16 protein-coding genes and 1 tRNA gene are annotated in these 14,576 nt (G+C 50.0%); 8 read left to right on the top strand and 9 right to left on the bottom strand.

All coding sequences use genetic code 11. The features are described from left to right. Positions 1-483, bottom strand: a complete 483-nt coding sequence (locus H6G45_RS06230; RefSeq protein ID WP_190597602.1) for a GNAT family N-acetyltransferase — start codon at positions 481-483, stop codon at positions 1-3. 334 nt (positions 484-817) lie between these two features. On the opposite strand from H6G45_RS06230, the gene hemJ reads away from it, so the two are divergent. Continuing rightward, the gene (gene hemJ, locus H6G45_RS06235) at positions 818-1,450 is read left to right on the top strand and encodes a protoporphyrinogen oxidase HemJ (RefSeq protein WP_190597603.1); all 633 of its coding nucleotides are present in this window, start codon (positions 818-820) and stop codon (positions 1,448-1,450) included. A gap of 146 nt (positions 1,451-1,596) precedes the next feature. Next, on the top strand, positions 1,597-2,346 hold the full coding sequence (cysH, locus tag H6G45_RS06240; RefSeq protein WP_190597604.1) for a phosphoadenosine phosphosulfate reductase: 750 nt from the start codon (positions 1,597-1,599) through the stop codon (positions 2,344-2,346). 51 nt (positions 2,347-2,397) lie between these two features. Here the strand turns inward: cysH and hrcA are convergent, their stop codons facing one another. The 3 genes from hrcA to H6G45_RS06255 form a co-directional block, all read right to left on the bottom strand. Beyond that, on the bottom strand, positions 2,398-3,534 hold the full coding sequence (gene hrcA, locus H6G45_RS06245) for a heat-inducible transcriptional repressor HrcA (protein WP_190597605.1): 1,137 nt from the start codon (positions 3,532-3,534) through the stop codon (positions 2,398-2,400). Between the two features lie 190 nt (positions 3,535-3,724). After that, positions 3,725-3,809 (bottom strand) — tRNA-Ser (locus H6G45_RS06250). 57 nt (positions 3,810-3,866) lie between these two features. Beyond that, the gene (locus tag H6G45_RS06255; protein ID WP_190597606.1) at positions 3,867-4,436 is read right to left on the bottom strand and encodes a shikimate kinase; all 570 of its coding nucleotides are present in this window, start codon (positions 4,434-4,436) and stop codon (positions 3,867-3,869) included. Between the two features lie 269 nt (positions 4,437-4,705). Here H6G45_RS06255 and H6G45_RS06260 point away from each other — a divergent pair, with 269 nt between their 5' ends. From H6G45_RS06260 to H6G45_RS06280, 5 genes are all read left to right on the top strand, one after another. Then, entirely contained in the window at positions 4,706-5,881 is a 1,176-nt protein-coding gene (locus H6G45_RS06260) for a transaldolase (protein WP_190597607.1), read from the top strand. Positions 5,882-6,105: 224 nt separating this feature from the next. Next, entirely contained in the window at positions 6,106-6,303 is a 198-nt protein-coding gene (locus tag H6G45_RS06265; protein WP_010871443.1) for a DUF2862 domain-containing protein, read from the top strand. A 117-nt stretch (positions 6,304-6,420) separates the two neighbouring features. Beyond that, entirely contained in the window at positions 6,421-7,509 is a 1,089-nt protein-coding gene (locus H6G45_RS19955) for an ArsA-related P-loop ATPase (protein WP_190597608.1), read from the top strand. A gap of 55 nt (positions 7,510-7,564) precedes the next feature. Then, positions 7,565-8,209: a peptide-methionine (S)-S-oxide reductase MsrA gene (msrA, locus tag H6G45_RS06275; RefSeq protein ID WP_190597660.1), complete on the top strand. Its 645-nt coding sequence runs from the start codon at positions 7,565-7,567 to the stop codon at positions 8,207-8,209. A gap of 124 nt (positions 8,210-8,333) precedes the next feature. Continuing rightward, a complete protein-coding gene (locus tag H6G45_RS06280; RefSeq protein ID WP_190597609.1) occupies positions 8,334-8,621 on the top strand; it encodes a DUF2288 domain-containing protein in 288 nt (95 codons plus the stop codon). A 38-nt stretch (positions 8,622-8,659) separates the two neighbouring features. On the opposite strand, the gene H6G45_RS06285 is transcribed toward H6G45_RS06280, so the two are convergent. Next, entirely contained in the window at positions 8,660-9,439 is a 780-nt protein-coding gene (locus H6G45_RS06285) for a tetratricopeptide repeat protein (RefSeq protein WP_190597610.1), read from the bottom strand. Positions 9,440-9,555: 116 nt separating this feature from the next. Next, positions 9,556-10,086, bottom strand: coding sequence for a DnaJ domain-containing protein (locus H6G45_RS06290; RefSeq protein WP_190597611.1), 531 nt, complete (start codon positions 10,084-10,086; stop codon positions 9,556-9,558). A gap of 56 nt (positions 10,087-10,142) precedes the next feature. Here H6G45_RS06290 and H6G45_RS06295 point away from each other — a divergent pair, with 56 nt between their 5' ends. Next, positions 10,143-10,748, top strand: coding sequence for a thylakoid membrane photosystem I accumulation factor (locus H6G45_RS06295; protein ID WP_190597612.1), 606 nt, complete (start codon positions 10,143-10,145; stop codon positions 10,746-10,748). Positions 10,749-10,837: 89 nt separating this feature from the next. On the opposite strand, the gene H6G45_RS06300 is transcribed toward H6G45_RS06295, so the two are convergent. The 3 genes from H6G45_RS06300 to nblB form a co-directional block, all read right to left on the bottom strand. Beyond that, entirely contained in the window at positions 10,838-12,601 is a 1,764-nt protein-coding gene (locus H6G45_RS06300) for a hypothetical protein (protein WP_190597613.1), read from the bottom strand. 312 nt (positions 12,602-12,913) lie between these two features. Then, a complete protein-coding gene (locus H6G45_RS06305) occupies positions 12,914-13,852 on the bottom strand; it encodes a glycosyltransferase (protein WP_190597614.1) in 939 nt (312 codons plus the stop codon). A 45-nt stretch (positions 13,853-13,897) separates the two neighbouring features. Then, positions 13,898-14,560, bottom strand: a complete 663-nt coding sequence (gene nblB, locus H6G45_RS06310) for a phycobilisome degradation protein NblB (protein WP_190597615.1) — start codon at positions 14,558-14,560, stop codon at positions 13,898-13,900. Positions 14,561-14,576: the final 16 nt, after the last annotated feature.

The following is a 14,576-nucleotide window of genomic DNA, read 5'->3' on the forward strand; positions in this document are numbered from 1 at the left end:
CTATTGAGTTGGTTTGATGATTTTATCCATGGCAAATCGCCGTAAATTTTCTCCCCTTATGGTAACGGTTTCTTCCGCTATCACCACAAATCCTCTGGACTCGAAAAATGGCCGAGCCACCATACTTGCTTTGGTCTGAAGTTGACTTACCCCGTTAGCAAGGGCCAACCGCTCCACTGCTTGAATCAGCATAGTGGCAATGCCCCGGTGAGTAAAGGCTGGATGGACAAAAAGCAGGTCAACTAGTCCAGCGCCATCGTAGCCAATAAAGCCGACAATTGTTGCCCCCTGCTCAGCCACCACCACCACCATGGATTCCAGGCGATCGTGCCACCGTTGCCGGTCTGGTTTGGAGGGGGCCCAAGCACTCAGTTGGGCTAGGGAATAATGTTTAATTCCTAACTGATGGACAGCCTCAGTGAAGATGTGAATAATATTGTTTAAATCTGAAGGGTGATATGGGCGTAGATGAATGTTGTTCACTTGCGTTACTTGGTGACAAAAAGTTGTCAATATTTTGCAGTAATTGCACTAAAAGTGAGCTAATTTTGCTAATTTATTGGGAATTCAATGGCCAGCGGTTCAGACTTCATGTTGGCTTTAAATGGTTAAGGCACTTTCAATGCAACCGGCTTTGATGCGCTCCCTTGGTTTCCACCATTGTCAATGCAGAGATTTGATGGCTGAACCAAGTCTCCTCGGGGTCGGGAACAAGACTTTGCCTTTGAATAGGGCAATGCAAAATGATTTGGGACTGGGCAAGGCGATATAATGGCCCCCTTGGGTATGGGCTGATTACTTACCCTGTCCCTGGAGAATGCCCAAGTGCTGGTATTTCTCCCTTCTTTGTCCACCGTCAACTTTTACCATGGCCTACTACTGGTTTAAAGCCTTCCACCTGATTGGCATTGTTGTTTGGTTTGCTGGATTATTTTATTTAGTAAGGCTTTTTGTCTATCACGCTGAAGCAGACCAGGAGCCGGAACCAGCCAAAACTATCCTCAAAAAACAGTATGAGTTGATGGAAAAGCGGCTTTACAACATCATCACTACCCCTGGCATGGTGGTTACCGTAGCCATGGCGATCGGTCTCATTTCAACGGAACCAGAAATTCTCAAATCCGGTTGGCTCCACATCAAACTCACCTTTGTAGCTTTACTCTTGCTCTACCATTTCTACTGTGGCCGGGTGATGAAAAAGCTGGCCCAGGGAGAATCCCAATGGAGTGGGCAACAGTTCCGGGCGTTAAATGAGGCCCCGACTATTTTGCTCGTGGTAATTGTCCTACTGGCAGTGTTTAAGGGTAATTTGCCCCTGGATGCCACCACCTGGTTAATTGTGGCTTTGGTCATTGCCATGGCCACTTCAATTCAACTCTATGCCAAAAAACGTCGCCGGGACCAGGAACTACTAACTGAACAGCAAAAGGCGGCTTCGGCTCAGAATTAGTGGCTGACGTGGCTGAAATAGTGGCCGTAACTACTCAATAAGTAAGGGAGTTGAGTTTAATCTAAGCTCCATGCTCACCCCCTAACTCCGCCAGCGCTTTGTCCGTTACCTAATACCTTTACCCAAATATTTTCCATCACTCACTGATGTCCCATACTCTGACTAAGCTCGATCTACCTACCCTACAAACGGATCTGGAAAATGCCACCGCCCAACAGATCATTACCTGGGCTGCCCAGACCTTTGGCCCCGGCTTGGTGATGAGCACTAGTTTCGGCATTCAGGCGGCGGTGATGCTCCATTTGGTGACCAGTATTGCGCCCAGTATTCCTGTTATCTGGATCGACACGGGCTATTTGCCGTTGGAAACCTATCAGTTTGCCGATCAATTGACCAAACGATTGCAGTTGAATTTAAAGGTTTACCAATCTCCCCTCAGTCCGGCCCGCATGGAAGCGCTCTACGGTAAACTCTGGCAACAGAAGGATGTGGAATCCCTCAATCGCTATGACCAGATTCGCAAGGTAGAACCGATGCAGAGGGCTTTAAAAGAGTTAGAGGCGATCGCCTGGTTGACGGGGTTAAGGAGGGACCAAACCCGCCACCGTCAGAACTTAAAACCAGTGGATCTCCAGGGCAATCAATACAAGGTATTACCCATTTTGGACTGGACTTCTAAGATGATTTATGAATACCTGACAGCCCACGATCTACCCTACCATCCCTTTTTTGACCAAGGCTATGTATCGGTGGGGGATTGGCATTCTAGCCGGCCCCTGACGGCCCACGATGAAGATGAAAGGGACACCCGTTTCCACGGTCTCAAACAGGAATGTGGTTTACATTTGCCCTTATCGCCAGAAGCTGGCCAAAGTTTGGATTCCAGTTCCTTGTAGAACGGTTAATGGCACTCGAAAAAGTTACTAACCTGTTGCCTGGGGCTCTGCCTAATTTTTGCTCAATGCTTCCGATAAACATTCAGCGGCCTGTTCTACCAGGGGAATGGTTTGTTGATACACCATACGGGTAGGCCCCAGAATGCTCACACTTCCCACTGGTACCTTTTTTTGACGATAAATCGCCGACACCAAGGTGCAGGGATGCATGGATTCCAAGGGATTTTCTGCCCCAATACGGAGGGTTACCACGGGACGGGACCGGGGGGCCATTTCCCCCATCAGTAGACTGGCTTCCTGGCCCAAATTGCCCAGACTATCCCAACAGTCATCAGGGTCAAATAGGAGGGAAAATAATTGCTCCTGTTCCTGTTCTAACAAAGACAACAGCATTTGCACCTGTTCCAACTGGGAAAACTCCGGTTGCTGAATTACCTTGGAAACTCCATGGACTACTAGGGGCCCAGCCATGCGTCGTTGCAGGAGGGGCTTGATTTGTTGTTGCAAACCCTGGAGAAAATCGGCATAGATGCTAAATTTTTGGTCTAGTTCTTGCCAATTTAAATGGCTCAACTCAGAAAGGTTTTTACCCCGCAATTGGGCGTTGAGAAAGTTGGAAAAAATTGCTAATTCCTGTTCCAATTCCCCTTCCTCCTTTGCTTCCATGGTGGCGGGTAAATCCAGGGTGAGGGAATGGGTATGGTAGCTATCCGTAACTAAAATGATTAGTATTTGATCAGAAGGCAATAGCATCAATTGTAGATGGCGCAACTGCACTGTTTCCGTTTGGGGAAAGGTAATTAGGGTGATGTAGCCGCTTAAACTAGCCAAAATTTGCCCCATTCTCTGGATTAGGGCTTCAAAGTGCCAATTATCACCGCTAATTTCATTTTCTAACTTTTGCTTAACGGTGCGGCTCTGGCGATCGCTCCAGGTCAGGAGATTATCTACGTAGATGCGGTAACCGGAATCGGAGGGAACTCGGCCGGCGGACACATGGGGCTGATAAAGCAAACCCGCTTTTTCCAGTTGTCCGAGGGCATTGCGAATGGTGGCGGAACTGACGGCAAATTGATACTCCTGGGCCAGGGTTTGAGACCCCACAGGCTCGGCAGTGGCAATGTAGTGCTGAACGGTGGCTCGGAGAATTTGCTGATGGCGATCGTTTAAGCGGAGGGGCTTCACCATTGTTTCCTAAATTGCGGGCTAAAGACTAGATGTTAAAACGGTTGGTGTCAGGATGAATAAAGATGCTTTAAGGCTGAAACTCCGTAAAAAGTTCTTAAAAAAACTAGATTATAAAATAATTACCCAGGATTTGCTTGTGCCGTTGCCAGAGCGCCCTGGATTAGATTCCGATTCATTCAAGTCAATTAAGCGGAGAGGGTGGGATTCGAACCCACGTTGAGTTTCCCCAAACCCGATTTCAAGTCGGGCGCATTCGACCACTCTGCCACCTCTCCGGGAGGTCAAAGGTCAGTAAATCATCTTACCATGGCCGCCATGGCGACATTTTTTGGTCAATTCTGTTCCGCACTGCATTGGGGTTTAAGTAACCCTGGAATAATGGCCAACAGTTCGGCGGCGATCGCCGGGGGGTCCTGATCTGCCTGTAGGGGAAACCGTAGGTCAGCCTGGGCGTAGAGAGGTTGCCGTTGGGTAATTAAATCTCCTAACCGTTCTTCTAGATTTTCCACTTGGAGCAAGGGTCTGCCTTCATCTCCCTGGAGCCTGGTTAAGAGTAACTCCAGTGAACCATCGAGCCAGATGACCAGGCCGTGGTGCAGATAACTCCAATTTTGCCGTCTGAGCACTACTCCCCCGCCAGTGGCAATCACACTTCTGGTCTGGGCGGCCAGATGCCCCAACACCTCCGTTTCCAAATCCCGAAAAGTATCTTCCCCATCCTCGGCAAAAATGTCGGCGATCGCCTTACCGGCCACCCGCTCAATCAACACATCCGCATCAAAAAAACGATACCCCAACTGTTCCGCTAATAGGGGGCCAACGGTGGATTTCCCACTACCCATCATGCCGATCAGAAACAGGTTAACCCCTTGTAATTGTTCTTTGATTAAGTTTTGGCCCATGGCAAAGGTTGCGGTAGCAGTACAAAAAATGTTTACGCCTAGATTTGGATAATTTTGGCAGAATTTATCATTACTCCCCAGGGTGGGTCTTTAAACTGACCATTGTTGCTGAAATTACCCAGCCCTAGGGCGACTGGAGCGGGGCTGGCTCACAATGACAGCATGGAAAAATCAGTTAAACATTTTTCATCAGCCTAAATCAAGGCCTCGCTTTCAGGAATCACCATTACCATTGGAGGGAAAGACGTTGAACTTTTTTAATTGCCATTATGGGTAAGAATCTCCTCGAACAACTGCGACAATTTACGGTGGTGGTGGCCGACACCGGCGACATCCAAGCCATTGAAACCTTTACCCCCAGGGATTCCACCACTAATCCTTCTTTGATTACGGCGGCGGCCCAGATGCCCCGATACCAGGAAATTGTGGACAGCACCCTGCTCAAAGCTAAGGACGAAGCGGGGGAAAATGCCTCCATCAAAGACATTGTCCGCCTAGCCTTTGACCGTTTGGCCGTGGCTTTTGGGGTCAAAATTCTACAAATTATCCCCGGTCGGGTTTCCACGGAAGTCGATGCCCGTCTTTCCTACGACACGGAAGCCACCATTGCCAAAGCCCGCTACCTGATTGGGGAATATGCCAAAGCTGGCATTGATAAAAAGCGCATTCTGATCAAAATTGCTTCCACCTGGGAAGGTATTAAGGCGGCGGAAGTGTTGGAACAAGAAGGCATTCACTGCAACCTCACCTTACTGTTTGGACTCCACCAGGCGATCGCCTGTGCCGAAGCTAAAGTCACCCTCATTTCCCCCTTTGTGGGGCGCATTTTAGACTGGTATAAAAAATCGACCGGCAAAGAATATGCCAGCCATGAAGATCCTGGGGTGCAGTCCGTCACCGTCATTTACAACTACTACAAACGCTTTGGTTACAAAACTGAAGTCATGGGGGCCAGTTTCCGCAACATCGGCGAAATTACCGAATTGGCCGGCTGTGACCTGTTGACCATTTCCCCCCAGCTATTAGACCAATTGCGCAACACCGAAGAGGATCTGCCCCGCAAACTTGATCCAGCCACAGTGCCCCAGGACATTGAAAAAATTGCCATGGACAAGGCCACCTTCGACAAAATGCATGCCGAAGATCCCATGGCGTCGGAAAAACTGGCCGAAGGCATTGCCGGATTTACCAAAGCTTTAGAAGTTTTGGAGCACTTATTGGAAGAACGGTTAAAGGTTCTGGACGGCCAAGAGCACATCAAACATGGGGCAGAGGAAATCTTCCATGCCTACGATTTAGATGGGGATGGTTTTATTACCAGGGAAGAATGGGCCGGCACCGATGTGGTTTTTGATGCTTTAGACCGGGACCACGATGGCAAGATTACCGCGGCTGAAATGTCTGCTGGTTTGGGGGCCGCTTTCCGTTTGGCTTCTGTGGGTTAATAGGTTAGCTGCATAATTGGCAAGCAAAATCATTGCCAGAGATGGGCCATCGTCAATGATCGGGGGGAAATCTATGGCCCTGTTGCTTTCCCCTGCTTTCCTGCCAAAATGCTGGCGCAATTTTTTTGCTGATTTGACGCCAGTCTAGGGGCAAGGGAGGGCGCAGATTCCGCTAAACTGGGGGGGATTGCAATGTTTCTTTACTTAGCCACTATTTAAGCAATATGACGATTGAAATAGGTCAAAAAGTTAAGGTTTACCGTCTGCGGGACCGGGTTTCCCCCGATGTGGTAGGTAAACTGGGTAAAGTCGGTGTCGTTAAGGATTTTAAAATGACGGATGGCAGTGGCATCGGGGCAGTGGTTTCCTTTGATGACCGCACCGCCACCTGGTTTTTTGAGGACGAACTCAAAGCCATTTAATAATTGGTTTCGCTCTCCCCCATTGGTTTTGACTACCCTTTCCGATCGCCGTTGAGGTATTTTTTGCGGTCTGATTCGGGAATATTGGTTGTTTTCGCTAGATTTTAGGAAATTGCTGTGGCATTAGTTCTAACTTTTTTAGGAAAAGGTGGCGTTGGCCGGACGACGGTGGCGATCGCCGCGGCTAAAAAGCTGGCCCAGGCGGGTCAGAGGGTGCTGGTGCTGGGGCAAGATCCTAGTTTGGCGTGGCAATGGGGGGCGACCCTGTCGGAGACCGCCCAGGGGGTGGAGGCGAACATTGATGGTTTGCTGCTTAGTTCTACCCATCTGTTGGAAAGGGGTTGGGAAAAGCTCAAGGAAGTGGAAGCCCAATATCTCCGATCGCCGGCTTTGAAAAATATCTATGGGGAAGAGTTAGGGGTGCTGCCGGGCATGGACGAGGTGTTGGTGCTCAATGCCCTGCGGGAATACGAACTCAGCGGTCGCTATGACGTGCTGATTTACGACGGCCCCGGCAACCTCTCTACCCTGAGGATGTTGGGCATTCCCGAAATTGCCAGTTGGTATTGGCGGCGCTTCCAGAAAGTATTGGCAGATTCAGAAGTGGTGCAGACCCTTTCCCCCTTTGTGCAACCAGTGGCCAGTGCGGTGCTGAGTGTGAACTGGAGTCCAGACCAAATGCTTAACCACCCCGATGGCCCCCAGAATTTGCTCCAGCAGGGTAAAACGGCGATCGCCGATCCGAGTCGGTTTGCAGCCTATCTAGTAACTAGTAATGACTCCCTGGCCCAAAAAACAGCCCAGAGCTATTGGGGCGGGGCCCAGCAAGTGGGGGTAACGGTGAAGGGAGTAATTCAAACTCCCTTGGGCAATGGTGGCTTAGATCCCAATCTGTTCGATCCGTTGACCGTTGCAGCTTTACCTACCTATAGCCAAGGTAATTGGCAACCTCTCATGGATGCGTTACCCAATCCCCAAGCCATGGGGTCTGCCCCCCGACCGTTGGAAATTGACGTTAATGCTCGGCAAGTAAAGATATTTTTGCCCGGCTTTGATAAGCGTCAGGTGAAGTTAACCCAGTCGGGGCCGGAATTGACCATCGAGGCAGGGGATCAACGGCGCAACATCGACCTCCCCGGTAACTTACGGGGCAAAGCAGTGGCCGGGGCCAAATTCCAAGGAGGTTATTTAATTGTTAGTTTTTAGTGTCAATCTGGCTCAATCTCTGCGTCGGCGTAGTTTCTGGTTCACCCTGGCCCTGGTGGGCGTGGCGATCGCCGTGGGTAGTTACTTAATCAATCCTTTTTCTAAGGTCATCCCGGATCCGGTGGTGGATACGGCTCTGGTATCTAGTCCCAACAATGGAACCGAAAGGGCTATTTTTGCCGGGGGCTGTTTTTGGGGTCTGGAAGCCATGTTCGAGGAAGTACGGGGGGTTACGGATGTAAGAACGGGCTACAGCGGCGGTACTGAGGCGACGGCCAACTATGCCAGGGTGAGCGGCGGCGGCACTGACCATGCGGAATCCATTGAAATCGTCTACGACCCCGCCCAGGTAAGTTACGGCGAACTGTTGAAAATTTTCTTTTCCGTTGGCCACGACCCCACCCAGGTCAATCGTCAGGGGGTAGACCAGGGTCGTCAATATCGTTCGGCCATTTTTGCCACCACTCCCGAACAAAAGCAGGTGGCCCAAGCCTACATCGATCAGCTAGAGGAAAGTCAGGCCTTTGACCAGGCGATCGCCACGGAGGTGAATGATTTTGACGCTTTTTATCCGGCGGAGGACTACCACCAAGATTTTGTCCAACGCAACCCAGCCCATCCCTATGTGTTAGTCCACGATTTGCCCAAACTGCGTAAATTTCGCCAGCAGTACAGCGATAAGTTAAAACCCCAAAGTTAGGGGTTAGTAAACTTGAGACTAATGCTTGCTTGTGCTTAGAGAGAGCCTAGGACGATAGCCTTGCCCAATTTAATAAATGCTAACAATTGGCAAAATACCGACAGACATTATTGATCCAAAATCAATGACCGATATTCAAAAACAGTTACAAGAAGAATTGGCCCCCATGGATTGGGGCACCATCGTTCCCCATGCCAAAAGGGATGCGGTGATTGTGGTGGATGGTAGTTTAGATTTGCTCTCCGTCGGCCTGGCGATCGCCAAGGATGAAGTTAACCAAGTCAATCATTGGATTAGTGAATTACTGATCCATAAACCAACCGAGCAGGAATTAACCGATTGGAATGATCAACCAGAACGGGAATTTCAAACCCTAATTGTTCAACCCTATGTGTTAGTGCAAGCCTGTTGAGTTGACGAGTTTTGGTCACAGATTTTCAAGAGTACAAGCTAAGCCTCAATGGCTCGGATTTGGGTGAGGATAGCCTCCGCTTTTTGGGCCATGTCCCCTTTCCCCTGGGCACTGAACAACGAGGCCGCCTTGGTCAGATCAGCGATCGCCTTCGATTCATCCCCCAAACGGTATTGGGTTAGGCCCCGGTTGAAATAGGCTTCAGCCGCATTGGGATCCAACTGGATAGTTTGGTTATAGTCCGCCAGGGCCTGTTGGTCTTGCTTGAGACGGTTATGGGTCAGGGCCCGATTGTAATAGGCGTTGGCATGTTGGGCATTAATACGGATGGCGTCGTTATAGTCGGCGATCGCCGTGGTTTCATTGCCTAACTGGGACTGGGAATTACCCCGATAAACGTAGAAATCTGCGTAATTGGCGTTAATTTCGATGGCATTACTGCAATCTTCAATGGCTTTGTCGTACTGACTCAATAAAAAATAGGCGTAACAGCGGTTACCTAGGGCATAGGCAAATTGGGGATTTAAACTAATAGCCTGGTTGTAGTCCGTAATGGCCGCTTGGTACTGTCCCAAAACGTGTTTGGCATAGCCCCGGTTGTAATAAGCATCGGCATCCTGGTCATTGAGTTTGAGAGATTCAGTAAAATCGGCGATCGCCCCGGAGAAATTTTGGGCCGCCAATTTATCGACCCCATCGTTGTACCATTGCACCGCCGACTTGGTTTGGGCTAACACCGGCAAGCTCAGACCCCAGGCAAAGGTTACAGCCATGACAGTCAAGCGTTGGGACCAGGAAAAAAGATGGGAGGACGCCATAGGATTTTTTAAAATTAACTTCAGATCAATGGGGGATGGAGCCTTCGGTTGGCCTGGATCAGGACAGTCTACCCGTCAGGGACAACGGGATCGGTTTGGGTTGTAATTAAACTCCCTTATCCCAGGTTGATAAACCATGGTAACAAGCTGGGAATTATCAAAGGATCTCCCCTCAGCCAGGCAATCAACAGGGCCAAGGCCAAACATCCCCCCAAGGTGAGCCCCAACAGAGCCAAAGCAAAAAACTCCCCCGCCGACAAAGGGCGATCGCTGGCATCCAGATAGGCTGAATTTTTCCCTAGGGTTGTCGATGTTGCTGAATTTTGCCCCTGGGGTTGATCCGGCGGTACTTGAATTACATTCCACCGGGAATAGCCGATTTGCAAATCATACACAGAACGGCGATCGGGATTGCTTAAAACGGCGTAAGCCTCATTCAAGCGCTGGAATTTGACTGTGGCAATGTCCGGGGCCAACAGAGTAGTGTCTGGATGGTAACGCTTGCTCAACTCCCGATAGGCTCGACGGATGGCCACCGGGGAAGCGGCAGGGTGCAGTTCCAACACACCGTAATAGCTATCCGCAAAAGGGGAAGGTAATCCTCCCGGCCTGGGTCGAGATTGGCTGGAATAGGAATTAGAAGACACGGGAAAGTTTACATTGGAAAAGGCTTTGCCCTATTTTAGACTGAGTTTTTTCCACGATGATTATGTCTGTGTGTTTGCCTTGGTTGGCCCGTTGTCGCCGCTTTCTCGTAGTTACCTTTACTTTTACTGTTCTACTGTTGGGCCTTTGGGGCACTCTGCCTTTGTCCTTGGCCGATCACGGTACGGCGATCGCCGCTTTGGAAGATGACCGTTACGATGGCAACATTTTTGTCGTTTATGCTGGCAATGGTTCCCTGGTGCCGCCCCGCTTAAATTTGAAAGAATCCTTTGAGCGTGAGTTACCAGTCATTTTGGTTTACTACCTCGATGACAGTAAAGATTGCAAACAATATGCCTTCATTGTTTCCCGCATGCAGGAATTTTACGGCCGGGTCGCTAGCATTATCCCCGTATCTGTTGATGGTATTCCCGATCAAAAACGTTTCCGTCGAGATGAACCTGGTTACTATTACAGCGGTGGGGTTCCCCAAACGGTGATCCTAGATAAAAACGGCAAAAAAATATTTGATGCCCAAGGGGTGCTGAAATTTGAAGTGGTGGATGATGTGCTGCGGGATCTGTTTGATCTGTTGCCCCGGTCGGAGTCCGTTGAGCTCAAACAGCGCACCTACAACGAATTTAATAGCGAATTAGTTGATTAACCAATTATCCCGGCCAAAAAAAACGGATAGGCCCACTGGGTTTATCCGCTTTATGGTCAATTTTTTACGAGTAAAGTTGGGGAAAAATTTTAGGGATCGTGATCGCTAGAGCCGAAGTCAAAATCGTCCAGGGAAACTGAAGTTCCAGCATCGCCGCCGGAAGAACTAGTATCACCCAACAGGGCATCCAGATCATCCAATTCGCCGCTGCCACTGGAGGGGTCTTCGCCGAGCATATCCGCTAAACCGGGAAAAAGATCGTCATCGTCGCCCTGGTGTAACTTAGCTTGGTCTGCACTGCTTTCATCGATTTGCAGTAGGGCTAGTAGATCGTTGTCAGAGGAATTAGGGTCTTCATCCAAAATATTAACGAAAGGATCTCCCCCATGGGTTTCCGGGTTGGCCTCCAACAGGTCTGGAAAATCGCCACTCCCTTCAGCTAATATTTCCATGCTGGCAAAACCGGCGCTGATGGGCTCTTCGTTGGAAAATTCCGGTAGGAACTCATCTTCATTCTGCCCAGGGAAAAGCTCTGCATCCTCTGTTTGTAATTCCAAGAGAAAGTCAAGGTCATCGGCCTCAGCACCTCCTTCCCCCGGCAGAATTTCTTCAGTGTTTAGCTCGGGGGTTGGGCTGCCTGTATCCAGACTGGCCAGTAAATCTTCAGACAAATTCAAGTCATCACCGGAGTCGGGTGTAAAGGAAAGATCTTCACCGAAGTCTTCCAATTCCCCCAGGGTTTCCGCCGGCGTCTCGGTGAATAAAGGGAGTTCTGGCGTTGATTCTTCGCCACTCAATTCGGCTAGAAATTGGTCATCACTTTGTTCCGTTGCCGCCGCTTCTAGCGTTTCCCCGCCAAATAGCTCTGCCGATTGCTGTCCGGGGTCGGTGATGCCCTCCTCGCTGATGTCTGGTAATTCGGTTTCTAAATCCATTGGGCCAAGATTTTGTTCCCCCTCGCCAAAATCCATATCCGGCAGGGAAGCTTCTACTTGGTCGCCATCAAAGGATTCGAAGGACTCGGCTTCAGCGGGAGCATCAACCCAATTTTCTAAGTCAGCTTCCGCTTCTGTGTCGGTGGTTTCAGTGGGAGGGGCATCAAAAGTAGAAAAACCTTCCTCCTCCGCCATCGGTTCCCCTGGTTGCTCCTGTTGGTCTAGGGGCTCTACTTCTAGTTCCGCAGTGGCGTAGTCATCAACCCAGTTTTCTTCCTGATCCGGGGCTGTTTCTTCGGCAACGGTGGCCTCCATGAATTCTGCGACGGGTTCAGCCGCCGGCACAAATTCGGCCTCTGGGGTTTCCGTAAATTCGGCGATCGCCGGGGGAGCAAAATCCTCCGTCAAAGGCTCTGGTACTGGGGGAGAAGACTGCTGGAGGGCCTCAATTTCAGCTTGGTATTGATTCTGGAGGGCCTGGACTGTGGCTTGGTGTTCCTGCTCCATGGCCAGTAACTGAGCTTGGAGAGCGACAACTTCATCGCTTTGGTCGGGGGGCCACTGTCCCTCTGCGGGCCCGCTTTCCCTGAGGGAATTAAGCTCATCTTCTAGGGCTGTTTTTTCCGCCGTCAACTGGGCTAGGGCTGCTGCTTGGGTTGCTTGGAGCTCATCTAGCTGGTTACGATGGTTGGACTCCAGGGACTCCAGTCTAGCTTGGAGGGCTTGGGTTTCTCCCTTTTGAGCCTCCAACTGAAATTGGAGCGTTTCGGTATCTTCGCTGGCACTTTTGGCACGGCCCAATTTGCTTTTAGTGCTATCCAACTTTTTCTGAAGTTTGGTAACCAGGGTGAAATAGGTACCGGCAAAACCAACGACTAGCCCGATGATTACCCCCAACACCAAAGATAAAGTTTCCATGTAATGTCTCCAAAGTGACAGTTAAGTTAGAAAATACCCATTCTGACCAAGGAGCTCAGCAGTAACGGGTTGTTAGTCCGGTTGACCAACGGGGAAAAGCAGCCTTTATTGAGCTAAAAGACTCAATTCACTGTAACAGTGTGTAACTAAATTGAATGAGCAGGATTAGCTTAAATGATAGGGAATTTTGGGAAAGCGGTGCCCCTAAGTCAAAATTTCTTAAGAATTAACCTTGTAAGTCGGGGAAAAATTGTTGATATTTTGCCCATAAACCCAACTAAACCCATCAGATTTGCAGGGCTTCAACCTGTTTTAATGGGAGCTTTGGCTTTCTGCAAAGGCGGCATATACCCCTTGGACGTTATACCAATTGAGGAAAATTCGGGCGATCTCTAGGGCTAGTTGGGGTCGACCATGGTCAATGAGCCATTGGAGGAGAGGAGCCATTGTTTTTTCATTCAAGCGTCCTCCCAAGGAAAGTAATCCCCACAGCAACCAATGGAGCCTAGTCATTTGGATCATCAGCCGCACTTCCCAGGTGGGATGTTTTTGGTAGAACAAAACCCCCATGCGTCCCCTTTGTACTTCCTGGTCAATCAATTTGGGGATTTGTTGCAGGCTAAAGGGAGGATGCCAATGGTAACCCACTGCCCGGGGGCATTTAACGAGTTTGAGTCCTAAATTTTTCAGTCTGACTCCCAATTCCAAATCTTCCCAGCCGTACAGTTGAAAGCCGGTGTCGAATAAACCTGCTTCTAGTAACCATTGCTTGGCGATCGCCACGTTGCCGGTGGCAAAGAAAGCGGCAGAATAATCGGTTAGTTTATAGGGCTCTGATTCGGGAGAGTCAAAGTTACAGGTATTGACCACAGCCCCATAGGTAAAAACCCGATCCGAGTTGTATTGTGCTTTGCCCCGTTGTAAACCTTCAGCGTGGGCTTGGAGAAAGACCTCCGTCACCACCAAATCACTGTCAATAAAAATGATGGTGTCCCCCTGGGCATGCTTCACTCCCAGATTACGGGCGGCGGCGGGACCCTGGTGATCCTGCTCCCATGACCGTACATGGGGCAATTCCTGGCGACGTTCTGCCAGCCAAGCTAGGGTGCCATCGGTGGAGCCGTCATCCACCACCACGATTTCATAGCCTGCGATTAAGTCTTGATTAAAGGTCTGTTTTTCCAGGGCCCGCAGGCATTTTTCCAGGATCGGCAAACGATTATAGGTGGGAATGACAACACTGAAAAACATAAATAAACCCAGGCATGTTCAAGGGACTTTCCAGCTTAACCCAGCCTAGGCGGCCAATAATTCCCGGGCTGTGCTGGCCACCTGTTCTGCCTTATCCTGGGCTAACTGTTGCAGTAAGCTTTGGCGATCGGGATGCTCCAGATGACCTACCGCCAAGGCCAACCGGTAACGCACTTGCCAGTCTTCGTCCTGGGCTAGGGGCACCAACAGGGGAAAGGCATCGGGGTTACCCAGTTCCCCCAAGGCGCTAATGGCCGCAGTGCGAATTAAGCTATTTTCCGAGCTGAGGGCAATTTTGAGCAGGTCGAAGCCCCGGCTATCCCCCATTTCCCCCAGGGTGGCCACAATACTCATCTGTAGGAGCCATTCCGGGGTTTCTTCATAGGCTTTTTTCAGGTCGGGATAGGCTGCGGTTAATTTCAGCCCTCCGATTACATCCGCCGCCACCGATTGCACGTCAATTTCTGGATCGTTAAACAGGCGATCGCGCAGCATTTGCAATGATTGTTCCAAATCAGCATTACCCACCGGATCCATTTGGCTAACAGCGGCATAGCGGATGCGGGGATTGGCATCGTTGACCAAAGGTTTCAGCAGGGGAAATGCTTGGGCTGGCTCCAGGGCCCGCAGTTGATTCAAACCCCGAACTTTATCACTGAAACTTTCTGAATCAAGTAGTGCTTTGATGGAGGCGACGGGATCACTCATAAACAACAAGGATTGG

The sequence above is a fragment of the Synechocystis sp. FACHB-383 genome (assembly GCF_014698605.1).
Taxonomy (GTDB): domain Bacteria; phylum Cyanobacteriota; class Cyanobacteriia; order Cyanobacteriales; family Microcystaceae; genus Synechocystis; species Synechocystis salina.